Below are 23,603 nucleotides of genomic sequence, written 5' to 3'. Positions count from 1 at the left end.
TGCCTTGATCGTTGTTAGGACGAAAAGATTTTTTCATATCGGTGGCGACGCTCCGCCGCCGGGCGTCCGGCTATATGCTGGTCAGTCCGAAAGGTACCACCATATTCCCCGCATAATGGCCGATTTCCGCGCGCCCCAGATAGGGTACGCCCATTTCCGCGCACCAGCGTTCGATCATCTGCGTCGCGCTTTCGCCCCAGGGCGGGTCGTTTTCCTGCACATCGACAATCTGCCCCAGCCGGATGCCGGCAATCCCCTTTAGCTGCGTGGCATGGGCCAGCGTGAACAGCATCCGGTCGATCCGGTACATGGGTTCTGACACTTCCTCGATCATCAGCACATGGTCGGTCAGGTCGGGCAGCCATGGGGTGCCGATCATGCTCGACAGGATGGCAAGATTGAACGCGGCCGCCGGTTTTCCGTCCAGACCCGGCTCCAGCACCGCGCGCCGCTGGTCGACCAGCCAGCCCAGCGCGCGCGCCACTTCATGTCCATGATCGCCGCGTCGGCCGATCTCGATCGGCATCGGTCCGTGCACCGGCCTGCCGATCCGCCGGGCATACAACGCACCCAGCAGGAACCCCATGTCGGAATAGCCCAGATAGGTTTTGTGCCGCGCGGCCGGACCAAGCTGCGGAATGGCGGTGTCGAGGATGCGGTTGGAGCCATAGCCGCCGCGTGCGAACCAGATGGCGTCGAACGCCGCGTCATTGGCGAATTCTAGGAACGCATCGGCGCGTTGTGCGTCCGTCCCGGCGAAATGGCCCGACGACCAATAGCATTGCGGATGAAAGACCAGATCGACATGCGGATAGGTCAGCGCGGTCAGCGCCTGAACGCGGCTTGCCACTTTTTCGTCGATCGGTCGCCCCGGTGCGACCACGCCTATCCGCATTCTGCTTGCTCCCAGCTTCGAAAATCGGAATAGCCTCGCACGATGGACATGCGCAAACCCTGTTTCTTCGTCGGCATCGGCGGCAGCGGCATGATGCCGCTCGCGATGATCCTCCATGCTCGCGGTGTTCCGGTCGCGGGATCGGACCGGGCGCTCGATGCGGGCCGCGTTCCCGCCAAGTTCGATGCGCTGCGGGACCGCGGCATCGACCTCTATCCCCAGGACGGCAGCGGTATCACCTCGCCCGATCAGGTGGTGATCGCATCGGCTGCGGTGGAGGATAGCGTTCCCGATATGGTGAAGGCGCGCGAAGTCGGTGCCGAGCGTATGACCCGCCCCGAACTGCTCAGCCGGTTGTTCAATGACGCGGTGCTTCCCATCGGCGTGGCGGGCACCAGCGGCAAATCGACCGTTACCGGGATGATCGCCAGGATTTTCCACAGTGTCGGACGCGATCCCACGGTGATGAACGGCGCGGTGATGAAAAACTTCGTTGCCGACGATGCGCCGTTCGCCAGCGCGCTGGTGGGCAAGGGCGATGCCTTTGTCAGCGAAGTCGATGAAAGCGACGGCTCCATTGCGCTCTACAATCCGAAAATCGCAGTGCTCAACAATGTCAGCCACGACCATAAGTCGATGGAGGAACTGCGCGCCCTGTTCGGCGATTTCGTGCGGCGCGCCGATGCGGCGGTCATCAATATCGGCGATGCGGAGGCAGCCGCGATCGCGATGACGGTGGATCGCGAACAGCGCCTGACCTTTGCCGTTGATCGTGAGGCGAACCTGACCGCCCGCCATTTGAAACCCGATCCGTTTGGGATTGCGTTCGATCTCTATATTGCGGGCGATTTCCGCCGTCGCGTGACGCTGGCGGTGCCCGGCGCGCACAATGTCGCCAATGCTCTGGCGGCACTGGGTGTGGCGTTGTCCACCAGCATTCCTCCCGGACGGGCACTCGACGCGCTGGAAGGCTTTACCGGGCTGAAGCGGCGGTTCGAACGGGTGGGGGAAGCCGGCGGCATCGCGGTGATCGACGATTTCGGCCACAACCCCGACAAGATCGCCGCGACGCTCGATACCTGTCATGCCTTTCCCGGCCGGTTGCTGATCCTGTTTCAGCCGCATGGCTTCGGCCCGCTGAAGGTGATGCGCCGCGACCTCGTCGCGATGTTCGCAAAGAAACTGGCAAAGGGGGATGAGCTGGTGCTGTGCGATCCGGTCTATCAGGGCGGAACGGTATCGCGCGACGTGACCAGCGCCGACATTGTCGCGGACGTGGCGGCGACGGGATGCAACGCGCGTCATATTCCCGACCGCGCGGCGGCGGCGGCGCATCTGGTCGCGACCGCGAAGCCCGGCGACCGTATTCTCGTCATGGGCGCGCGTGACGATACGCTCAGCCTGCTTGCGAAGGATATGCTGGAGTCCATCGCCGCCAGATCGTGACGAAATGCTGCGGGTGCGATACAGTCGATTCGCGCCTCTTGCATAAGGATCCCGCCGATGCTGCACCGCCTGTTTCTCGACCATCCGCAATCGGTGGGGGAAAGCTATGGCGAGCATTTCGGGGTGGCGTCGCGCTTCGGCGCGCGGCTGGTCGTCGGCGGGCTGGCCTGCATGGTGCATGCGGTCCTGCCCTTCGCGTTCAAAACCTCGGGCAGCGACACGGTAAAGGGGCTGCATGAAAAGCTCGTCCGCCCGCGTGACGTGGTGCGCGACGCGCGCATACAGCAGACCGTCATCGACTATGTGATCTGATCGCGCCTGCGATTCTGTAAAACCGGCTGATTTTTCGAAACGCGCATTCCTCCCATATTGTCACAAAGTCTTTCCATAAAGGAAAGCTGGCTTGACAAATTCATATGCAGCAATGTAAAGGATATTTACCTAAAGGGAAATGGAGGTTGACCATGTGGAAAGCGTACCTGCAACGGCGGCGCGCATGCTATCGGGATCCGGCGCATGGCCGCTATGTTCGTCGGTTGGCGGTCGCCATGCTGCTCTATCTGGTGGTTCTGTTCGCCGTGAAACGGTTGTTGCCGCTCGACGATATGCAGGGGCCGCTCTTGTGGATTGCAGCAGCCTTGCCCGGCATTCCCGTCGCAGCGGTATTTTTCCTGATTGTCAGATACATTGTCGAACTGCGTGACGAATATCGGCGCCTGCTTGAAGTGCGTAAAACGCTGGTTGCCACGGGTGTTACCATGACGATCGCATCGATCTGGGGAACCATGGAATTGCTTGCGCATGCTTCGCATCTTCCGACTCTGTACATTCCGGTGATCTGGTATCTCGCTCAGGGCATTGGCGAATTTGTGAACATGGTGCTTGAACGCCGGGGAGAAGCGGCATGAAGAACCGCCTCAAGGTGCTTCGTGCCGAACGCGACTGGAGCCAGCAGGATCTGGCCGACCGGCTGGACGTCTCGCGGCAGAGCGTGAATGCCATCGAAAAGGGCCGCTATGATCCCTCGCTGCCGCTGGCGTTCAAGATCGCGGATGTGTTCGACCTTGCGATCGAACAGATTTTCACCAACCCCCGGCTGGAAAGGGAATGATCATGACTTGTAATCAACACCGCAAATCCCTGTCCATCGCGATGTGCGTCACACTGCTGCTGCTGTTCGCGCACCATCGCGATCGGGCGGAACCCGCCGGGGCAGCGCCGCAAACCGTTGGCCCCGGCGCTCATCTCGAACTCGATATGGGTAAGTTCCGCGCCAGCGCCCATATCGTTCTGCCCGATTGATCCGGGATCGCGTGCCGCCTTTCTCCCGCGCAGTTCGGGCGCTAGGAAGTAAGTATGACTGACACACCGCTTCCCCTCGCGCATCATCGCACCGACGGCAAAGGCCCGACGATCCTCTTCCTGCCCGGATATGCTTCCGACATGGCAGGCACCAAGGCGGTGGCGATCGAACAATGGGCGCAACAACAGGGGCGTGGCTTTGTCCGCTTCGACTATCGCGGCTGCGGGGAAAGCCCGGGCGCGTTCGAGGAATTCACGCTTGCCGACTGGCGCGACGATGTGCTGCGCGTCATTGATGATCTGACATCGGGACCGGTGGTGCTGGTCGGCTCATCAATGGGTGGATGGCTGATGTTGCTGGCCGCACTTGCCCGGCGCGACCGGGTGGCCGGACTGGTGGGCATCGCCCCCGCGCCGGATTTCACCGACTGGGGCTTTACCGCCGAACAAAAGGGCGTGCTGCTCAATACCGGGCGGCTTGAGGAAGAGTCGCCCTATTCGGACGAACCCACCGTGACCACGCGTGCCTTCTGGGCGTCGGGGGAGGCCAACCGGCTGATGTTCGGTCCGATTGCTTTTGCAGGGCCCGTGCGCATTCTTCAGGGGATGCAGGACGGCGAAGTGCCGTGGATTCGCGCAACCCGGCTGGCCGAACTGCTGCAATCGGATGACGTCCGCACAACGCTGGTGAAGGGCGGCGATCATCGCCTGTCGCGGCCGCAGGATATCGACCTGATCCTGCGCGAAATCGACGATATCTGCACCACGCTCGGCTGATCCGGGGTTTCGACCGCGTGGCGGGCTTCCTATCTGGCGCAGGACATCGAAGCCATTGCAGGGAGCAGCCATGAAATATCTCCACACCATGATCCGCGTCACCGATCCCGACGCCACCATCCGTTTCTTCAATCTGCTGGGGTTGCAGGAGATGCGCCGCATGGAGAGCGAAAAGGGCCGCTTCACGCTGATCTTTCTCGCCGCGCCCGAAGATGTCGGGGCCGATGGCAAGCATGCCGGCGCAGAAGTCGAACTGACCTATAACTGGCCTGCGGAAGACGGCAGCGCGCCGGAGGATTATGCCGGTGGCCGTAATTTCGGCCATCTCGCCTATCGCGTCGACAATATCTATGAAAGCTGTCAACGGCTGATGGACGGCGGGGTCACGATCAACCGGCCGCCGCGCGACGGCCATATGGCCTTTGTGCGCACGCCCGATAATATCTCCATCGAACTGCTGCAGGCGGGCGATTCGCTGCCGCCGCAGGAACCCTGGGCATCGATGCAAAATAGCGGAGAGTGGTAATGCGCTCGCGCTTCCTCGCCGAATGCGGCGCGGAGGCGCCCATTATCCAGGCGCCGATGGCGGGTGCCGGGGGTGTCGCCCTCGCCGCCGCGGCGATCCGTGGCGGGGCGGTCGGGTCGCTTCCCTCCGCCATGCTGTCGTCCGATATCATGCGCGAACAGGTGGGCGCGGTGCGCAGACAGGCCAGCGGGCCGCTCAACCTCAACTTCTTTTGTCATACGCTGGGCGATCCGCCCGACGACAGCGCATGGCGTGCAGTGCTTGCCCCCTATTATGCAGCGGAACAGGTGACGGCAGGCGATCCGCCGCCGCTGCGGCGTCCCTTCGATGCGGAGAAATGTGCGGCGGTGGAAGCGCTGCGTCCCGATCTGGTCAGCTTTCATTTCGGCCTGCCCGAACCGGCATTGCTGGCGCGGGTGCGTGCCGCCGGAATTCGTATCGTCGGCAACGCAACAACGGTGGAAGAGGCGCGCTGGCTGGCGGAGCGCGGATGCGATGCGATTATTGCGCAAGGGGCGGAAGCCGGTGGCCATGCCGGCTGGTTTCTGGATCGCCATCGCCCGATCCCGCTTGCCGAACTGCTGCCCGCGATCGTTGATGCGGTGCCCCTGCCGGTCATCGCGGCGGGGGGCATCACCAACGGCAGTGATCTTGTCGAAGCCCTGCGTTCGGGCGCCGATGCGGTACAGATCGGCACGGCCTATCTCGCGACCTCCGAAAGCCTGATCGGTGCGCCGCATCGCGCTTTGCTGGGCACGGCGCAGGCGGACGATGCCGCTTTCACCACGCTGTTTTCCGGGCGGCAGGCGCGCGGGATCCGCAACTATATCATGCGTGAACTGGGCCTCACACCTCCGGCGGTCCCGCCCTTTCCTTATGCTTCTGCGGCGCTTGCACCCCTGCGGGCAAAGGCGGAGAAAGAAGGACGCGCCGACTATTCGCCGCTATGGGCAGGGGCAGGCGCCGCAAGCGTGCGTACCATGCCCGCCGAAGCGCTGACCCGTGCGCTGGTGCACGAGGCGGAAGCTGCACTTAAAGCGATGGAGGAAGCCTGATGCCGCTCGATATCGTCCGTATCTCCGCGCTCAGCGACAATTACATCTGGCTGGTTCACGACACGGCATCGGCAAAGACCATGGTGGTCGATCCCGCCCAGGCCGAACCCGTGCTGGAGGCAGCGCGCGAACGTGGCTGGCATATCGACGCGATCTGGAACACCCACTGGCATCCCGATCACACCGGTGGCAATGCGGCGATCAAGGAAGCGACGGGCGCGACCGTCATTGCGCCTGCGGCGGAGGCGGAACGCATTCCCACGCTCGATCGCGCTGTGAGGGAGGGCGATGTGGTGATGCTGGGCGATCACGCCGCGCGCGTTCTCGAAGTCCCTGCCCATACCGCCGGGCACATTGCCTATCACTTTGCCGACGATCGGGTGATCTTTATCGGCGATACGCTGTTCGCCATGGGCTGCGGGCGGTTGTTCGAGGGCACGGCGGAGCAGATGTATGCCAATATGCAGCGGCTCGCCGGTCTGCCCGACGATACGACCGTCTATTGCGCGCATGAATATACGCAGGCGAATGGCCGCTATGCATTGACGGCGGAACCGGATAACGTCGCAATCATTGAACGGATGCGGGTCGTCGATCGCTTGCGGGATTCCGATAAGCCGACGGTCCCGACGACCATTGGCGAGGAACGCGCGACCAATCCTTTCATGCGCGCCGCCAGCGCCGCCGAACTGGCGCAGCGACGAACGGAAAAGGACAATTTTCGCGGCTGACTTCATGCCCGTGGCGCTGGTGTGAAGGAGAAAGACGATGCTGCGATATGTTCTGCCCATGATGCTGCTGTTAAGCGGATGCAGCATGGCGACGCACGATGACGCCCAGCAGAAATTCAGCGCTAAACAGCGTGCCGAGATGGAAAAGACGCTGGCCGGGCTGACACCGGGCAAACCGACATCGTGCGTGTCGGTATCGATGGTTCAGAACATCGACACCTACCCCGATACCATGCTGTTCAAGTTCAATCGCAATCGCGTCTATCGCAATGATCTGTCGGGCGGCTGTCCGGGGGCCAGCTTCGGAGAATTTCCGGTATTCCAGGTCCATGGATCGCAATATTGTTCAGGCGATATCGTCAATTTCCGGGATAGTTCGACCGGAATGCTGACGGGTAGCTGCGCGCTGGGTGAATTCACACCCTATACAAAATCGAAAGGGGCCTGACGATGCGTGCATTGACGCTGATGGCACCGCTGTTGCCGGTGCTCGCGCTGGCCGGGTGCGCGTCCGCCCGCTCGCAGGATGCCGAACACGCCCGGACGAAACAGGAACTTGCCGATGCGCTGAAGGGCGCGACGCAGACCGGCCAGACCGAATGTATCGATCCGCAATTCATGGACGGGCCTCAGATTATCGGCGACCACATCCTGCTCTACCGCAACGGGCGGAAAATCTATCGCAATAACCTGCTTGGACCATGCCCTTCGCTGGATGAGACTTCGACGCTGATCGTGAAGCAGTTCGGATCGCAGCTTTGTCGCCACGATCAGTTCCGGGTGCGCAACATGGGCGAGTCCATTCCATCCGCCTTCTGCCAGCTCGGCAACTTCACCGTATATCAACTGCCGAAGAAGCGGTGAGGGACAAGCCGGCGGCGGTTCATGTGCCGCCGCCGGCTCGGTCGTTACAGAACGTAGCGGCTCAGATCTGTATTGCGCGCGATGCTGGACAATTGCTTTTCCACATAGGCAGAGTCGATCGTCAGCGTTTCGCCGTTGCGCTCTTCGGCGTCGAAACTGATTTCCTCCAGCAACTTCTCCATCACCGTCTGCAGCCGCCGTGCGCCGATATTCTCGACCTCGGCATTCACTTCCGCCGCGATCCGCGCCACCGCGTCGATACCGTCGTCGGTAAAGGTCAGCGTGACCCCTTCAGTGCCGATCAGCGCCTTATATTGTTCAGGCAGCGACGCACGCGTGTCGGATAGGATGGACACGAAATCCTTCTCCGTCAGCGCCTGTAACTCGACCCGGATGGGCAGCCGCCCCTGAAGCTCGGGCAGCAGGTCACTCGGCTTGGCGACATGAAAGGCACCCGACGCGATGAACAGGATATGGTCGGTCTTCATCGGCCCGTATTTGGTGGAAACCGTCGTGCCCTCGATCAGCGGCAACAGGTCGCGCTGCACGCCCTCCCGGCTCACCGATCCGCCACGCACGTCGCTGACCGCGATCTTGTCGATTTCATCAAGGAAGACGATGCCGTTGGCTTCCGCATCGGCCAGCGCCACCCGGCTGACCTCATCCTGATCGAGGCGCTTGTCCGCTTCTTCCTCGACCAGCTTTTCGAACGCGGCATGGACGGTCAGCTTGCGGCGTTTCATCTGTGCGCCGCCGAACGCCTTGCCCATCATGTCGGACAGGTTGATCATCCCGACATTGCCGCCGCCGGGAATTTCGAACGGCATCTGCGGTGCGGCTTCCAGCTCGATCTCGATCTCGGTATCGTCCATATGGCCGTCGGCGATCCGCTGACGAAAGCTTTCGCGCGTCGCCTGGCTTGCATCCTTGCCGGTCAGTGCGTCGAGCAGGCGGTCAAACGCAGCCTCTTCGGCCTTGTCCTTCACCGCGGCACGACGGCGTTCCTTTTCCAGCCGGATCGATTCCTCGACCAGATCGCGGGCAATCTGTTCGACGTCGCGACCGACATAGCCGACCTCGGTAAATTTGGTTGCTTCCACCTTCACGAACGGCGCATCGGCCAGCTTTGCCAGACGACGTGAAATCTCCGTCTTGCCGCAGCCCGTCGGCCCGATCATCAGGATGTTCTTGGGCGTCACCTCATCGCGCAGTTCGGGCGCCAGCTTCTGGCGGCGCCAGCGGTTGCGCAGCGCGACCGCGACGGCGCGCTTGGCGTCCTTCTGGCCGATAATATGCGCATCCAGCGCAGTGACGATTGCCTTGGGGGTCAGTGTGTCGTTCATTCCATACTCGGTCATCATGGTCAGGGGAGCCTGCCGGACAGGCATATCGGGATGGCGTGTGCCGGGATCAACAGCGCATACGAACGGCGATCCTTTGATGCTCGCGGATCAACGCGCTGGTGGTTCCCGGATCGGGGGTGAGCGAGTCGTCGCCGATATCGGCAGTGCCGCCCAGCAGCAGCCCGTCTGAGCGCGAAAACATATAGGCGCCGCCTGAGGTTTCGAGCGCATATCGCACCTCTGGCTGCGGCAGCAGTACGGCAAGCTGGCCCCGCATCGGCTGCAACTCGCTATCGCCGAACAGATCGCGTGCGCCCAGCCCGGTACAGTTGAAGACCAACCCTTCGGACAGAGCCGACACGTCGGCAGGCGTGGCGAAATCGCGGACCACCACCTCGCCGCCGGCCAGCCGGATATCGCGCAGCATCGCTCGCAAGAATCGCGGCGGTTCGATCAGCATGCCGTCGAACTGTTCGACATAGGCATAGCCGAAATCATGTTCGCTTCTGGGAACGGGCCGGGATTCGGGCAGCATGGACGCCAGCAATTCGTCCTTGCGGCTGGGGTCGGATGGTTGGTCGGACAGCGAATAGTTGGTCATCCAGCGGATGCCATATTCCTCCCCGATCATGATCTGATAGCGTTGATAGGCATAGGCCGCCGCCTGCTTGAGCTGCGCGGCGAATTGCGGCGTGAGCTGCGAGCGTTTGTAAAGTAGCGACGGAAACCACTGACCGCCCGCGATGTTCGACGTCGTATCGGGGGGCAGTGCCTTGGCATAAAGGGTGACCGGAAACCCCGCCTGCTGCACCAGCCGCGCGGTGGTCAGCCCGATCACGCCCGCACCCAGTACCGCGACACTGCCCTGATATCCGGGCAGGCCAAGGTCGATTGCCAGTCTGGACGTGCCCCAGCTCAGCGTGATGCCCGATCCGCCATGACCGTAATTATGCACCAGCCGCTTGTCGCCGAACGCTTCGGCACGCACGACAAAGCCCGATGGGCGCCAGGGACGCAGCCCGACAAGCTGACGGATCAGCCGGTCACGCGACACGTCCGGCTTCGGAAGGCAGCGTGCCGGTGAAAGCCCCGGCCGCTGGCCCATGCCTGTCGCCGTACACCCGCCCAGCAGCATCGATCCGCCTGCTCCGGCGAGCATGGCACGGCGGTTCAGCAACGGCAGAGCGGCTGCCTCAGCTATCACTATCCAGAGTCTCGATGGTCAGATTGTCGTTGGTGTAGACGCAGACATCGGCGGCGATCTTCATCGCCTTGCGGCAGATGGTTTCGGCATCCTTTTCATATTCGACCAGTGCGCGGGCGGCGGCGACGGCGTAATTGCCGCCCGATCCGATTGCCGCGATGCCGCCTTCGGGTTCCAGCACGTCGCCATTGCCTGTGACGACCAGCGTCACATCCTTGTCGGCGACGATCAGCATCGCCTCCAGATTGCGCAGATATTTGTCGGTGCGCCAGTCCTTCGCCAGCTCGACCGCGGCACGCAGCAACTGGCCCTGATGGCGTTCCAGCTTGCTCTCCAGCCGCTCGAACAGGGTAAAGGCATCCGCCGTCGCCCCTGCAAACCCGGCGATCACCTTGCCGTCGCCCAGCGGGCGGACCTTCCGTGCATTGGGTTTCATGATCGTCTGGCCGGCGGTGACCTGTCCGTCACCCGCAATCACCACCTTGCCGCTGCGCCGCACGGAAACGATGGTCGTCCCGTGCCATGTCGTCGATTTGTCACTCATGCCCGGCCATATGGGATGGCAGGCGCTCGGCTGCAATCGATCCCTGCCGATGACGCTTTTATCCAATCGTTCCCGCCGCCATGGTGACACAATGAAAGCAGTGATCGCAGCGATCTGAACGTGGAGGACGGACCATGGTCGACTCGGTTTCGGACGAACATTCCGGTGGTATGACCAGCCGGATCAAACGCATCCTGCTGACCCCGAAAACGGAATGGCGGCGTATCGATGCCGAACCCATGACCGTCGGCGGTATCTTGCGAGGCTGGGTGATGCCTTTGGCGGCAATCGGGCCGGTGGCGGGGTTGATCGGCAGCTTTCTGTTCGGCTTCTCCTTTTTCGGGATCGGCTATCGCCCGTCACTCGCCGGAGCGTTCGTGACCGCGCTGTTCGGCTATATCATGGCGATTGTCGGCGTGTTTGTGCTGGCATTTCTCATCAACGCCCTAGCGAGCAGTTTCGACGGTACGCCCAACCGTGTGCAGGCGATGAAGGTCGCGGGCTATGCGGCAACCGCCGGATATCTTGCAGGGATTTTCCAGCTTTTCCCGTTGCTCGCCTTTCTCGGACTGCTGGGTCTGTACAGCCTGTATCTGTTCTGGGTCGGTCTGCCGATACTGATGCGGGTGCCCGAAGCAAAGGCAGCGGGCTACGCCATCGTCACCATCATTGCGGCAATGATCGTCTATGTGGTTGCCGGGCTGATCGCGGGCGCGCTGTCCGCAGCGGTGGTCCCGCGCGCCATGACCGGGTTTGCAGGGCATGACGGCGCGGTTTCGGGCAAGCTGACGATCCCCGGTGCCGGGTCGGTCGATCTCGGCAAGCTCGACGCCGCGTCAAAGCGTCTGGAAGCGGCGAGCCGCAACGGCACGACCACCCCGCCGGTGGATGCCGACCGGCTGGCCGCCATGCTTCCCGCCGCCATTCACGGCTTTACGAAAGGCGATGTCGAAACATCCAGTACCTCAGCCGGGAATTTCGGCGGCAGCCATGCCCGCGCCACCTATGGCAATGGCGATCAGCATTTCCGTTTGTCGGTAACCGATACGGGGGCGGTGGGGGCTCTGTCGGCGCTGGGTGGTGCGTTCAACGTCAAGTCGAGCAAAACGACCGCCGACGGCTATGAACGCACGCAGATGGTCGATGGACGGATGGTCAGCGAAAAATGGCGCGGGTCTTCGAAGCGCGGCAGCTATGGCGTGATGGTCGCGGAACGCTTCATGGTGGAAGCGCAAGGGACGGCACCCGATATCGATACGCTCAAGGATGCAGTCACTTCGATCGATTATGCCGGGCTGGAGAGCCTTGCAAAGCAATAACGGGGGATGCCGGACGGTACTTGACAGGCCGTCCGGCAACGGCCCTTACTTGTCGCTTCCTTTCGCCTTTCCCCATTGCCGCGCCGCCGTATAGCCCAGATAGCCCGTGCCGAAGAGCATGTAGAGCGGTTCGGGCAGGCCGTTCAGATAGGTGCGCATGGCCTGCGCGATGGCCTGCGCCAGTTCCGGTCGCACGGCGCCGATCAGGCCCATCGGAATGGACCATAGCAACAGCGCATACATGACATAGAGGAAGCTGGGGCGCGCCCGGCTGGTCCAGGGATCGGTCGATTGCGCTTCGGCGATGATCGCCGACAACTGCGTCTTCGTCGTTTCCATTTCCTGACTGCCCTGGAGTTCGAGCAGCTTCAGTTTCGCTGCGTCGCGTGCCTTGGGGTCGGGAATGATCTTGTCGATCAACCCGGCAATCGGCCCGATGATTCCTTCTATCAGGCTCATGCCGCCTCTCCCGTATCGAGCGAACCGATACGGTTCGCAAGCCAGCCGTACAGGAACGCTTCATTGGCCGGGCGCTGCTCGGCAAGGCGCAAATAGCGTTCGCCCTGCAATGCCTCCATCGCCTTCAGCAATACGACCCCACCCTTATCGCCGCGCAGCTTCAGAAATGCGCGCAATGCCGTCATGCTTCGGTCGCCGATCCGTCCGTCCACGCCAATGTCGGCATAATCTTTCTGCTCGCGGTTCAGCGCGTTCAATGCGCGTTGCAGAAAGCTGACCGCTGTCGTCGGGCCCATATTGACGCCGGTATCGAAAAGTTCGGCGGCTATGTTTGGGGCATGCTCCGCCACCCGGTCGAAATGGGGGCTTGTCCAGTAAAGATCGCGGTAGATCGCGACTGCGGCGGTGCGGGGCAGGTCGCGAACCGGTCCCGTATATCCCTGTTTACGGGCCACGGCTTCGGTGATGCCCCAGTGTGTCGGACCGCCCCGGTCGGCGGGGTGGTGCACATAGCCGCCCTCGCGCGCAATGACCTCATCAATCAACGCGTCAATATCCATCATACCCTCCTGTTCAGAGGTGATGTATAACCATATAGGTTATTTGTAGGACAGTGAAATTATATATCGGGTTGTCGGCCGAACTATTTTCAGGAATCCTCGTCTTCCGGCGGTGCCTGACAATCAGGCTTCGGCTCGTCCTGTTCGGAATCGGCAAGGGCCGCCCTGATGGCCTGAGCGGTTTTGCGCGCTGCTTCCGGAGTCATCGATACGGCCAGCCCGTCCGGGCCGTCGAGCATGACTTCATCCTCTTCGCGTGTTGCCCTGGAGGCATCGTGATACGGCCCGCGTGTGACCATGATATCCCTCGATCACTTCTGAAAATACATGAAAGCTAAACGATCAAACGATTTTTTGTGCTGGTCTGTTCCCGAATTTATCGCATAAGGGACTGGGGCTATGCTAATACGTTCGTTTTTGGAGACACACCGCACACCGGTGATTGGCGAAGGTGACCGCGAAGCGCTGGAGGCAGCGGCTTCGCGAACCGTAAAATTTGCAGCGCGACAGGTGGTGGTGCGTGAGGGCGAAGCACTGTCGCAATGCACGCTCCTGCTCAAGGGGTTCGTGCATCGTTTCAAGGATACCGAAGACGGTCGCCGCCAGATTCTGGCGATTCATATCCCGGGTGATTTCGTCGATCTGCACAGCTATCCGCTGAAACATCTCGAACATTCGGTCGCAGCGACGACCGAGGTAGAGGTCGCAATCTTTCCTCACTCGGCGGTACGCGAACTGACCGCGCGTTCGACGGCGCTGACCGAACTGCTCTGGCGTGCGACGCTGATCGATGCTGCGATCAATCGCGAATGGCTGGTATCGATCGGTGCGCGCTCGGCAGAGGCGCGACTGGCGCATCTGTTCTGCGAATTACAGGCGCGGCTGGAGCGGATAGGGCAGGGGGACCGGAACGGCTTCGATCTGCCGCTGACCCAGATCGATCTCGCCGATGCGACCGGGCTGACCCCGGTGCATACCAACCGCATGTTGCGCCGCCTTCGCGTCAGGGGACTGGTCGAGTTTCGCGAACGCCATGTCTTCATTCACGATCTTGACGAACTGCGTCACGTTGCCGATTTCGATCCCGGCTATCTGTTTCTCGAATAAACGAAGTTCAGCCCTGTAATTTTCCGGCGATCAGCATGATCTGGTCGTTTACCGATTGGGGAACGATCTCGCCCGACCGGTTGCTGATTGCCTGCCAGTGCTCAGCTACTCCATCCGGCGACAGTGCATCGCCGGTCAGCCGAATGCCGGGCGTCAGCGTAACCTGTGCGGTCTGGAACACGCCCGCGCCGGCACTGACGATTGCGTTGGACGGCGCATCCTCTGACACCAGAAACAGTGCTGCCGGGGACACGGTTTCGGGGGCGAATGCCTGAAAGCTCTCCGGCGGCAGGATATCTTCGGTCATCCGGGTTCCCGCGACCGGCGCCAGCGTGTTGACGCGGATGCCGTATTTCGTGCCTTCCAGCGTCAGCGTTTTCGCAAGGCCGAGAATACCCAGTTTGGCGGCCGCATAATTGGCCTGTCCGAAATTGCCGAACAATCCGCTGGCAGACGACGTCATCAGGATGCGGCCATATTGCTGCTCGCGCATGGTCTCCCATACCGCCTTGGTACAATTTGCGGAGCCGGTCAGATGTACCTGAAGCACGCTATCGAAATCCGTCATGTCCATCTTGACGAAGGATTTATCACGCAGGATTCCGGCATTGTTGATCAGGATATCGACCCGACCCCAGCGCTCTTTCGTGCGGGCGACCATCGCCTGCATCTGTTCGAATTCGGTCACGCTTCCGCCATCGGCCATTGCTTCGCCGCCGGCCGCCGTAATTTCCTCGACGACCTGCATGGCGGCGTCCGAATGACCGGTACCGTCGCGCGCACCGCCCAGGTCGTTGACGACCACTTTGGCGCCTAGTCCGGCCAATGCCAGTGCGTGCGAACGCCCCAGTCCGCCACCGGCACCGGTGACGATCGCAACCCGGTCGTCGAAACGGATCATTGCACTATCCCCTTTGGATCAAAAGGGGCGGCAGCGTCCGGCTCCCGCCCCCTATTTCGGCTTAACGGGCGAGCAGGACTCGTGCCTGTCCGGCAATCTGCGCCAGCATCGCGGCATTGGGTGCGGATGCCTGCCGTGCCCGCTGGACCAGGTCGACAAACTGTTCGACACGCGGCCGGTTCTCCTCCAGCCATGTATCGACCGCGGCTTCAGGATCGGTGCCGTGATTGCGGCTGAGGAAGTCGAGCCGCAATTGCTGGAAATCGCGCGCCAGCCCGGCGATCAGCAGACGTTCCCACGGATCGCCGGTGGTGATGCGCGCGGCGGTTGCCTGCACCCAGTCGAGACCCAGCCGCTGGCCCAGCCGGGTAAAGGCGCGGGTGAGCACGGTTTCGTCGATATCGCAGCACTGACCGAGTTCGGCCAGACCCACCGCACCGTCGAGTTCGAACAGCCGCACGACTTTCCTGACCAGCGGTTTGGGCGCGCCGGTTTCTTCCAGTCGCGCAGCAATCCGTCCGCTTTGCGCGCGGACCTCTTCGAGCAGCAGGGTCTTGGCCTGACGATCGAGATTGGCAATGCCCTTTTCCAGCCGCTCGACTACATCGCCTGGCGAGGCGCCGGGCTTGCAGGCGCGCAACAGGTCGGCGATCTGCGACCGCACCGCGATTGCTACCTCGTCGAACAGCGCGATCCGCGCCCCTTCCGACATGTCGGTGCGTTCGATATCGCGCCACAGGGCGGGCAGTCCGAACAGGCGTTCCGCGACGACGAACATCGCCGCGATATCGCCCATCGCCGCGCCTTCCTCCTCGGCAAGTTCGAACGGATGCAACGCCCCCAGCCGGTTGATGATGCGGTTGGCCAGCTTGGTCGCGACGATCTCGCCGCGCAGCCGGTGGTGTTCGATCGCACCGGCATGGCTCTTGCGCATCGCAGCAGGGAATGCGGCGAGCAGATCGTCGCGCAGTTCGGGCTCATGACCCAGCCCGCGCTGCTCAATCGCATCCTGCAATGTCAGTTTTGAGGTGGCGAGCAGTACCGCCAGTTCCGGGCGGGTCAGGCCATTGCCTTCCTGCGAACGGCGCAGCAGTTCCTCATTGGTCGCCAGCCCCTCGACCGCGCGATCAAGCCGGCCGCTGTCTTCGAGGATTTCTATCAATCGGACATAGCTTGGCACCGCCACCGCGCCGTCATTTTCCATGAAGGACAATGCCAGCGTCTGGAGGCGGTTATCCTCCAGCACCAGATCGGCGACACCGTCGGTCATCTTCGCCAGCAGCTTGTTGCGCTTGTCAAAGGTCAGGCTGCCCTCGGCAACCTCGCGGTTCAGCGCGATCTTGATATTGACCTCATTATCCGAACAATCGACGCCTGCCGAATTGTCGATAAAGTCGGTGTTGATCCGCCCCCCGCGCTCGGCAAAGGCGATGCGCGCTGCCTGGGTGATGCCCAGATTGGCACCTTCGCCGATCACCTTAGCGCGCAATTGCTCGGCATTGACGCGCAGCCGGTCGTTGGCGGGATCGCCGACCTCGATATTCGCCTGCGCCGCCGCCTTGATATAGGTGCCGATGCCGCCGAACCAGATCAGGTCGACCGGTGCGGTCAAAATAGCGGATATCAGTTTGCCGGGTTCGATCTCGCTGACATCCAGATCGAGCATCTGCTGGATCTGCTTGCTCAGCTTGATGGTCTTTTCGGTGCGTGCAAAGACGCCGCCGCCCCTGGAAATCAGCTTCTTGTTATAATCCGCCCAGCTCGATCGCGGCAAGTCGAACAGACGCTTACGCTCTTCCCAGCTCGTTTCGGGGTCGGGATCGGGGTCGAGGAAGATATGGCGGTGATCGAATGCGGCCTGCAAGCGGATTGCCCGGCTCAGCAGCATGCCGTTGCCGAATACGTCGCCCGACATGTCGCCGCAGCCGACGACGCTGACCGGATCGGTCTGCACATCGACGCCCATTTCGAGGAAATGGCGCTGCACGGATACCCAGCCGCCGCGCGCGGTGATGCCCATCGCCTTGTGGTCATAGCCGTGGCTGCCACCGCTGGCGAAGGCATCGCCCAGCCAGAAATCGCGGTCGGTCGCGATCTGGTTGGCGACGTCGGAAAAGGTTGCTGTGCCTTTATCGGCGGCAACGACGAAATAAGGGTCTTCGCCGTCATGCACGACGACATCGGCGGGATGGACCACCTTGCCGTCGACGATATTGTCGGTGATCGACAACAGCGTGCGGATGAAAATGCGATAGCTTTCCTTGCCTTCTTCGAACCACGCTTCGCGGCTGGTGGCGGGGGAAGGGAGCTGTTTGGGATAGAAGCCGCCCTTGGCCCCTGTCGGCACGATCACTGCGTTCTTCACGCGCTGCGCCTTCATCAGGCCGAGGATTTCGGTGCGGAAATCGTCGCGCCGGTCGGACCAGCGTAGCCCGCCGCGTGCCACCGGGCCGGCGCGCAGATGAATGCCTTCCACCCGCGGCGAATAGACGAAAATCTCCCGCCATGGCAGCGGTTGCGGCAGGTTCGGAATCCTGGCGCTGTCGAGCTTGAACGCCAGCGCTTCCTGGGCTGCGGGGGCAAAGGCGTTGGTCCGCAACGTTGCCTGCACCACGCCGCGATAGGCGCGCAGGATGCGGTCGTCATCGATGGCGGAAACTGCGACCAGCCCGTTCTCGATGATCTCGTCCGCTGTTTTGGCCAGCGTCTCCGCATCCTTGCGCAATGCCGGGTCATGGTGCGCGCCGAACCGTTTGATCAGCCCGTTGGCGACGTCGGGGGCGCCACGCAGCGCGTCGACCACCGTGCTTAAACCATAGGACATGCCGGTCTGACGCAGATAACGGAACCATGCCCGCAACAGCACTACGGCATCCGGCTTCATTCCGGTCTCGACGATCAGCCGGTTGAACACATCGTTTTCGGCATGGTTTTCCAGCACTGCGGCAATCGCGCCCTCAATCACGGGCAGGTCTAGCGGCTGCGCCGGTTCATTGCCGTCCGCCAGCGCCACCTCGAAATCGTGGATGAAGCCGTTGGCCTCATCGCCCATCTGCGTGGGGACTTCTTCCAGCACGCGTAATCCGAAATTTTCGAATACCGGAACCGCATCGGAAAGTGCCAGTGCACCGCCCAGCCGATACAGCTTGATCCGCAACCGGCCGTTTTCGGTATCGGAGTCCCCGCGGATGATCCGCACCGCCCGGTCCTGATCGGATTCAAGATCGGCGAGGCGCAATATGTCGCGTGCAGCCTCTGCCGGGTCGTTGGAATTGCGGTAATTGGTCGGGAATGCCTGCGCATAACGCAGCGCCAGACGGGTGGCGCGCGCGGGATCGATTTCCGCGATTTCCGCTTCCACGGCGGACTGCCAGCCGCGCATCATGCGTTCCAGCCGGTCGTTCAGCGCCTCGGCGTCGGGCATCCGTGCATCGCCACGCAGGTCGAGTGTATAGCGCAGCAGCGCGACTACCCCGTCTTCCAGCGAGATCGACCAGCTCAGCAGATCGGCATTGGCCGTTTCCATCAGCATTTCGCCGATGGCCAGACGCCGCCCGGTCGACAGTTCGTCGCGTGGGAGCCAGACAAATGCAAACAGGTGCCGCCCCAGCGCGCTACGGATCAAGATCAGGCGCGAGCGCGGACGATCCGCGATCGACATGGAGGTCAGCGCCAGCGTTTCCAGATCGTCCGCGGTGAAGGCTGTCGTCAAATCATGGGGCAATTCTGTCAGCGCGTGCGCCAGTGCCTTGCCGGTATGCCCCTTGGGGTCGAAGCCGAACTGTTTTTCAAGCGTTGCCAGACGCGAGCGTAGAACCGGTACGTCGCCCGGATCGGCATGCATCGCGGCACTGGTCCACAAACCGGCATGGATGGAGATGCCCGTCAATGTGCCGTCTTCGCGTTCAGGGACAAGGATCAGGTCAAGCGGCGCCCGGCGATGCACGGTCGAAATGAAATTCGATTTCAGCAGTAACGGGCATTCACCGCCCTTCTGGATCCAGTCGAACGCGCGCTGTCGCGACGTATCGGCGAGCAGCGGGATGTTCAGCGCGTCGCGGGCAAGGCCGAGCCGGTTGGTTAACTTGCCGTCCGGCGACCAGCTTTCATGGCCCAGCAATGTGAAATTACGGTCGAGAAACCAGCGCAACAGGGCAGCGCCCTCGCTGTTTTCCATGCGATCCGCATCTTCGATCATCAGTGCTTCCATCGCGTGCCAGTCTTCGACGGCATGGCGTGCATGGAGCAGATTTTCGTTGAGTTCGTCGATCAGCAGGCGACGCGGCTTGGCGTCGGCGCGCTCCATTTCGATATAGACCATCGATTCGGGCGATCCCTCGCCGATCGATTCCAGCTTGCCGTCCTTCGTGCGGCTGACCTTGATCACCGGATGGAGAATGCGGTCGATGGCAATATTATGTGCACCGATGGTCGCTGCGATCGAGTCGACCAGAAACGGCATGTCGTCATTGATGACGGCCAGACGCATGTGTCGCCGTCGCCCCTGCGTAAAGGTATCGAGGGCGATCGCCGGTGTCCCGTCGGGCCGTATTGCCGCCGTATCGGCGACAAACCGCGCCGCATCGGCACGCTCCTGCGATTCAAATCCCTCAAGCTCTCCTGGTAGCGCGTCTTCGACCAGCCGCGCCGCGAACGCCTGTGACAGCGACTTTCTGCTTTGCTTCGTCATGGCGCGCCTATGCGCCTGCTTGCGCGCTTGCTCAAGCCCTGTCGACAGAGTGCGGGATTCTTCAGCCTGCGACTCGGCGAACTGCCTGCTTGATCAGTGCATCCGCCTTGTCGACGCGTGCGACGATGTCCACCGCGCCGTCATCGCCTTTGCGAGCCAGCAGCAGCACGAATTCCGAATCGCCCGCTCCAACCGGTACATGCGCCAGCGCCGGACGCGCCCTGAGCGTCGCCAGCGCGCGTTCATAGCGGTCGGGCCTGGGCGCAGGGCGGCGCGCGGCACGCTCCGCCTTGACCAGCGCCTTCAACCCGCCATCGGTTTCGTTGAGCAGATCGCCAAAACGGCCCTGGGGCACCTGAAGCCGTTTGCCGTGCGACAATGCGGCTGCGAATTCGGTGATTCGCGCCTTGTCGTAATCGCTGCCGAAAACCAGTTTGACGACCGGGGTCATCGGCGCACGTTCCTGAACCTTCAGCTGCGCCTGTTCGAGCAGGGCGGTATAGCTTTCCGGCTCGGCCTCGGCAGCCAGCGAAAAGTCATAGGCCCGGCTCAACGCGCGATACAGCGCGGCACGCGATCGCGTATCGGCTGCGCGCACCGCGGCTGCGGTCTCACGCGCAAGCATCAGCCGGTCGGCAAGCGGCGTCGTGTCCGATGCCGATGCGGTGTCGTCGTCCTGCGTCTCTTTTCTTTCCTGATCGGAAGCAATGTCGGGGCCATCGGCCCAGACAGCCGTGCTTAGCGGCGTGCGCGGCGCCGTTTTGCGCGCTTCCTCAATTTCACTATTCAGCTTCGCCTGGGTTTCGGCGTCGACCAGTTCCTTCCAGTTGATGACGCCGTAAATGAAGTCGATTGCCTCGCCGTCCGACGAAAACGGCATCAAAATGCCGCGATACAGCGTGTTGTGGCCGCGCTGGCCGATAAATTCGGCTTCGAATCCGATGGGCGCGCGGTTGGCGATAATCTGCAGATAGTGATCGGTCAGCCGTGACAGCAGCGACCGGCTCGGCACTTCGGCGATATGGTCGATCCCGATATCCACGCCGCATTCTTCGCGCAGGGCCACGCCGAGAAAGCGAATCGCCGGGTTTTCCAGCCCCTGCGTAAAATCCAGCAGCACACTATGCGGACCGAAATCAGCGATGTTTTCCGGATTCAGGTCGTCGATCGACGGATAGGTGCGCCCCTTCAGCAGCGATACCCAGTGATTATAGGCGCGCACATGCATGCGCCGCTCGTCCGTACCGATTTCCAGTGGCGAATCGGCAACCGCGTCGTTGCCGTCATCGACATCGTCATGGTCCATCCGGTCTTCGATTCCGCGGGCGCTGTCCATAGGTTCAATCCCCTGTGCGGCCGGTTAGCCGCGTTTACTCACCCTGCCTTGTGCCGCAATGTGGTAAATCTTCTGTAAAGGGAGGGGGGCACGCATCCCGCCGGACGTGTTTCCTCCCGACAAGCGGTGCATTAGGCGTTCGGCAACGCTTGTCAGCTATGAAACATGCTGGTAAGCGCCGCCTCCTTAAAGGCGCGTGCGCGCCGTGTGCCGCTTTAGCTCAGTTGGTAGAGCATCGCATTCGTAATGCGGGGGTCACAGGTTCGAGTCCTGTAAGCGGCACCATTCCCGGTCAAAGATGGGCACCGTTCCTTCTAGGCGCGGGGGCCCGTTACAGACGCCGTTCTCCAAAACCGCTTTTGGTCCACAGATAACAATCTGCTCGTTGGAAACGGTGACAATAGACACCAACATCCGCAGATAAGCCTTCCGAAGCGTCGGGTCGTCATCGCGCAGCCGGGCGGAGAAAAGATCGCCGAACCGGGCGATAGTGGCCGAAGTGATTTTCCGCGTCCCCTTCACGAGCTGCGTCTCGAGCGTGTCGATACGCGCCGTTGTTGCGGCAAGCGCGGTGCGGTTCTCTTCCATGCGCTTTGCGAAAATCGGATCGCGCGGACCCATCTGGCCGGTTTCGACAAGAATGAGCAAGCGCTCGATACCAGTCCTCAAGCGGGTCTGTTCCGACCGGGCATGGGACAATTCCTGCTCGCGCTGCGCGCGCTTTTTATCGGAGAGATTCAGCACGTCGGCGAGAAGGGATTGCAGTCGCTCAGGTGCGAGCAACTGCTTCTCGATCGCTCCGAGCACCACATTGTCCAGCGCCTCCCGGCGAATGTTCGGCGTGTCGCATTCCTGCGCCTTGTTCACGCGATTGGCGCAAACATAGTAATTGTATCGGCCGCCCTTGCCGGATCGGATCGTCATGGCGCAAGCGCATCCCGGCGATCCGCACTTGGCGATGCCGGTCAGCATCGTGGTGCCAGCGGCAACGTGAGGTGGCGTGCGGCGCGGATTGCGAGATGCACGAAGAGCGTTCACACGGTCAAACCTGGCCTGGTCGATAATCACCGGGCAGGAAACTGCGATCCAATCTTCCGGGTCCGGCACATTGCCGTCGTCGTCGACCGTTTTGTCGTAATATACTCCAGTATATGTGACGCGGCCGAGGATGCCTGCGATGTTGCCATTCGAGAACTTCGCGCCGCGGAGGGTTATGTCACGCCGGTTGAGCTCACCCACGATCCAGCGTCCGCCCCGCCCCATATCCGCCCAGTCGAAAATCTGATCGACCACTGCCGCTTCCGATGGGACGATGCGCAGCTTCATCCGCTCCTTTTCGCCGTCCTTCCTGGCCACATAGGTCTCATAGCCAAAAGCCACGGGGCCGCCGTTATAAAATCCCTGACGGGCGTTCTCGCGGCGGCTCTTCGCGGTGTAGATTGAAGCGTCGATCGCCTGTTGCTCAGCAACCATGGCGCTGATCGTTTGCCCCAAGCGCTTCGTGCGCCGCCCTTCGCCGAAATTTTCTGTGATCGAGATCACTTCGACGCCGACATCGGCGAGGCCATCGAGCGAATTGAAGAAGACGCGCATGTTTCGCGCGAGCCTTGCAATCCGGTAGATTAGAACCGCGTCAACTGGAGAAGGCGTCTGTGTCGCCTTCTCGATCATGAGATTGAAGGCGGGCCGTTTCGCAGACTGACCACTCAATCCGGCGTCGGAGAATTCCCCGATGATGTCGATATTGTTTCGGCGCGCATAATCATGGATCGCGGTGCGTTGAGCCTCGATGCTCTGCGCCTTTCCGTCTTCCTTATCCACGCTTAACCGCAAATACACGTAGGCCCGTATTTTCGCGTTGCCTTTCGATCTACGGCCGTTCGCCATCATCCATTCTCCCAAAACAGGCTGGTGAGGTCAGGGCCGAGCACCGCCAGGACGATTTGAATCTCTTCACTGGAAATAGGCAAGTCTGAAGGGAGCCAGCTATAGACCGGAACCGGCCGCATCCGACCGCGAGCCTTCGCATTACTACTCCTGCTGGCTACACCGCCGCTCGCGAACCCGTCGTTTTGCGGTGCAGGTGCGCTCTGATCTGGATCGGGTGGAGAGAGGTCCATCCCTCTCGTCTGCCGCGAATTATCGCAGCGAAGTTCCCGTCAAAACGCCACGGAAAACCATAGGATTCACCCTTTGAACAGCTTCCGGAACTGCGGATCGGACGCGAACGCAGAGTAACCCTCGTTCATCCGGGCCATGATTCGCGCCGTGAGGATGCTGGGACGGCTCTTGAGGTAGAGCGGCCGATATGCATCAAACGCCGTTTTCGCCTCGGCCATGATGATCTGCCAGCGCGAAGGCGGCGCGCCCGGCGGAGTAGCGCGACGCCCCCGCCTGCTCGGGACCGGTTCTCGGGTGATGGCCGCCGCGTTGGGGATGAACGTCGAACTGGACTTGTACCGGTTTTGCGCCGGTCACCTGAGAGTTTAAAGTTCGTTCCAGGAGACCGACGAGATGATCAAGCATAGTGTAGAGTTCAAACAG

The 23,603-nt window shown here is 61.7% G+C and carries 25 protein-coding genes and 1 tRNA gene; 14 read left to right on the top strand and 12 right to left on the bottom strand.

Annotated elements, in window-relative coordinates; genetic code table 11:
* Positions 1–70: 70 nt before the first annotated feature.
* Complete coding sequence (locus FHR23_RS09635; RefSeq protein WP_184003371.1) at positions 71–895, bottom strand: LD-carboxypeptidase; 825 nt, start codon at positions 893–895, stop codon at positions 71–73.
* A 42-nt stretch (positions 896–937) separates the two neighbouring features.
* On the opposite strand from FHR23_RS09635, the gene FHR23_RS09630 reads away from it, so the two are divergent.
* The 11 genes from FHR23_RS09630 (at position 938) to FHR23_RS09580 (ending at position 7,596) form a co-directional block, all read left to right on the top strand.
* Entirely contained in the window at positions 938–2,341 is a 1,404-nt protein-coding gene (locus tag FHR23_RS09630) for a UDP-N-acetylmuramate--L-alanine ligase (protein ID WP_184003369.1), read from the top strand.
* A 57-nt stretch (positions 2,342–2,398) separates the two neighbouring features.
* Positions 2,399–2,653, top strand: coding sequence for a DUF6356 family protein (locus FHR23_RS09625; RefSeq protein WP_184003367.1), 255 nt, complete (start codon positions 2,399–2,401; stop codon positions 2,651–2,653).
* A 236-nt stretch (positions 2,654–2,889) separates the two neighbouring features.
* Positions 2,890–3,249: a hypothetical protein gene (locus FHR23_RS09620; protein ID WP_184003365.1), complete on the top strand. Its 360-nt coding sequence runs from the start codon at positions 2,890–2,892 to the stop codon at positions 3,247–3,249.
* Complete coding sequence (locus FHR23_RS09615) at positions 3,246–3,452, top strand: helix-turn-helix transcriptional regulator (protein WP_184003363.1); 207 nt, start codon at positions 3,246–3,248, stop codon at positions 3,450–3,452. Before FHR23_RS09620 ends, FHR23_RS09615 begins: the two co-directional genes overlap by 4 nt.
* 2 nt (positions 3,453–3,454) lie before the next feature.
* Positions 3,455–3,643: a hypothetical protein gene (locus FHR23_RS09610; protein WP_184003361.1), complete on the top strand. Its 189-nt coding sequence runs from the start codon at positions 3,455–3,457 to the stop codon at positions 3,641–3,643.
* A gap of 54 nt (positions 3,644–3,697) precedes the next feature.
* A complete protein-coding gene (locus tag FHR23_RS09605; protein WP_184003360.1) occupies positions 3,698–4,420 on the top strand; it encodes an alpha/beta hydrolase in 723 nt (240 codons plus the stop codon).
* Between the two features lie 70 nt (positions 4,421–4,490).
* A complete protein-coding gene (locus FHR23_RS09600) occupies positions 4,491–4,946 on the top strand; it encodes a VOC family protein (RefSeq protein WP_184003358.1) in 456 nt (151 codons plus the stop codon).
* Complete coding sequence (locus tag FHR23_RS09595; RefSeq protein ID WP_184003356.1) at positions 4,946–6,001, top strand: NAD(P)H-dependent flavin oxidoreductase; 1,056 nt, start codon at positions 4,946–4,948, stop codon at positions 5,999–6,001. The genes FHR23_RS09600 and FHR23_RS09595 overlap by 1 nt, the downstream gene beginning before the upstream one ends.
* On the top strand, positions 6,001–6,732 hold the full coding sequence (gene gloB / locus FHR23_RS09590) for a hydroxyacylglutathione hydrolase (RefSeq protein ID WP_184003354.1): 732 nt from the start codon (positions 6,001–6,003) through the stop codon (positions 6,730–6,732). Before FHR23_RS09595 ends, gloB begins: the two co-directional genes overlap by 1 nt.
* 37 nt (positions 6,733–6,769) lie before the next feature.
* The gene (locus tag FHR23_RS09585; RefSeq protein WP_184003352.1) at positions 6,770–7,180 is read left to right on the top strand and encodes a hypothetical protein; all 411 of its coding nucleotides are present in this window, start codon (positions 6,770–6,772) and stop codon (positions 7,178–7,180) included.
* Positions 7,181–7,182: 2 nt separating this feature from the next.
* Entirely contained in the window at positions 7,183–7,596 is a 414-nt protein-coding gene (locus tag FHR23_RS09580; RefSeq protein ID WP_246359824.1) for a DUF6491 family protein, read from the top strand.
* 44 nt (positions 7,597–7,640) lie between these two features.
* Here FHR23_RS09580 and hslU read toward each other — a convergent pair whose 3' ends face one another.
* The 3 genes from hslU to hslV all read right to left on the bottom strand — a co-directional run bounded on the left by hslU (position 7,641) and on the right by hslV (position 10,687).
* Complete coding sequence (hslU, locus tag FHR23_RS09575) at positions 7,641–8,939, bottom strand: ATP-dependent protease ATPase subunit HslU (protein ID WP_184003350.1); 1,299 nt, start codon at positions 8,937–8,939, stop codon at positions 7,641–7,643.
* A 67-nt stretch (positions 8,940–9,006) separates the two neighbouring features.
* On the bottom strand, positions 9,007–10,143 hold the full coding sequence (locus tag FHR23_RS09570; protein WP_343043095.1) for an FAD-dependent oxidoreductase: 1,137 nt from the start codon (positions 10,141–10,143) through the stop codon (positions 9,007–9,009).
* Complete coding sequence (hslV, locus tag FHR23_RS09565) at positions 10,133–10,687, bottom strand: ATP-dependent protease subunit HslV (protein WP_184003348.1); 555 nt, start codon at positions 10,685–10,687, stop codon at positions 10,133–10,135. The genes FHR23_RS09570 and hslV overlap by 11 nt, the downstream gene beginning before the upstream one ends.
* 134 nt (positions 10,688–10,821) lie before the next feature.
* Between hslV and FHR23_RS09560 the strand changes: the two genes are divergently transcribed.
* A complete protein-coding gene (locus FHR23_RS09560; protein WP_184003346.1) occupies positions 10,822–12,006 on the top strand; it encodes a Yip1 family protein in 1,185 nt (394 codons plus the stop codon).
* A 45-nt stretch (positions 12,007–12,051) separates the two neighbouring features.
* Here the strand turns inward: FHR23_RS09560 and FHR23_RS09555 are convergent, their stop codons facing one another.
* From FHR23_RS09555 to FHR23_RS09545, 3 genes are all read right to left on the bottom strand, one after another.
* Positions 12,052–12,465, bottom strand: coding sequence for a holin family protein (locus FHR23_RS09555; RefSeq protein ID WP_184003344.1), 414 nt, complete (start codon positions 12,463–12,465; stop codon positions 12,052–12,054).
* Entirely contained in the window at positions 12,462–13,025 is a 564-nt protein-coding gene (locus tag FHR23_RS09550; RefSeq protein ID WP_184003839.1) for a glycoside hydrolase family 108 protein, read from the bottom strand. Before FHR23_RS09550 ends, FHR23_RS09555 begins: the two co-directional genes overlap by 4 nt.
* An 89-nt stretch (positions 13,026–13,114) precedes the next feature.
* Positions 13,115–13,324, bottom strand: a complete 210-nt coding sequence (locus FHR23_RS09545; RefSeq protein ID WP_184003342.1) for a hypothetical protein — start codon at positions 13,322–13,324, stop codon at positions 13,115–13,117.
* Positions 13,325–13,463: 139 nt separating this feature from the next.
* Here FHR23_RS09545 and FHR23_RS09540 point away from each other — a divergent pair, with 139 nt between their 5' ends.
* Entirely contained in the window at positions 13,464–14,132 is a 669-nt protein-coding gene (locus tag FHR23_RS09540) for a Crp/Fnr family transcriptional regulator (protein WP_343043094.1), read from the top strand.
* A 7-nt stretch (positions 14,133–14,139) separates the two neighbouring features.
* On the opposite strand, the gene FHR23_RS09535 is transcribed toward FHR23_RS09540, so the two are convergent.
* The 3 genes from FHR23_RS09535 to FHR23_RS09525 all read right to left on the bottom strand — a co-directional run bounded on the left by FHR23_RS09535 (position 14,140) and on the right by FHR23_RS09525 (position 21,059).
* Entirely contained in the window at positions 14,140–15,033 is an 894-nt protein-coding gene (locus FHR23_RS09535) for an SDR family NAD(P)-dependent oxidoreductase (RefSeq protein WP_184003338.1), read from the bottom strand.
* 61 nt (positions 15,034–15,094) lie between these two features.
* Positions 15,095–19,723, bottom strand: a complete 4,629-nt coding sequence (locus tag FHR23_RS09530; RefSeq protein WP_184003336.1) for an NAD-glutamate dehydrogenase — start codon at positions 19,721–19,723, stop codon at positions 15,095–15,097.
* Positions 19,724–19,784: 61 nt separating this feature from the next.
* Positions 19,785–21,059 (bottom strand): PAS domain-containing protein, encoded by a 1,275-nt coding sequence (locus tag FHR23_RS09525; RefSeq protein ID WP_184003334.1) that lies wholly within the window; start codon positions 21,057–21,059, stop codon positions 19,785–19,787.
* Positions 21,060–21,268: 209 nt separating this feature from the next.
* Between FHR23_RS09525 and FHR23_RS09520 the strand changes: the two genes are divergently transcribed.
* Positions 21,269–21,344, top strand: a tRNA-Thr gene (locus tag FHR23_RS09520).
* Here the strand turns inward: FHR23_RS09520 and FHR23_RS09515 are convergent.
* Together FHR23_RS09515 and FHR23_RS16455 are read right to left on the bottom strand one after the other, a co-directional pair.
* Positions 21,315–22,949 (bottom strand): recombinase family protein, encoded by a 1,635-nt coding sequence (locus tag FHR23_RS09515; protein WP_184003332.1) that lies wholly within the window; start codon positions 22,947–22,949, stop codon positions 21,315–21,317. The two genes, FHR23_RS09520 and FHR23_RS09515, sit on opposite strands and share 30 nt — an antisense overlap.
* 423 nt (positions 22,950–23,372) lie before the next feature.
* The coding region (locus tag FHR23_RS16455) for a hypothetical protein (RefSeq protein ID WP_221227473.1) at positions 23,373–23,603 on the bottom strand (231 nt) is incomplete at its 5' end.

This window comes from Stakelama sediminis (assembly GCF_014199335.1).
In the GTDB taxonomy this organism is placed as follows: Bacteria; Pseudomonadota; Alphaproteobacteria; order Sphingomonadales; family Sphingomonadaceae; genus Sphingomonas; species Sphingomonas sediminis.
The sequence above is the reverse complement of the archived record's forward strand: the minus strand, read 5'-3'. Positions and strand labels throughout refer to the sequence as shown.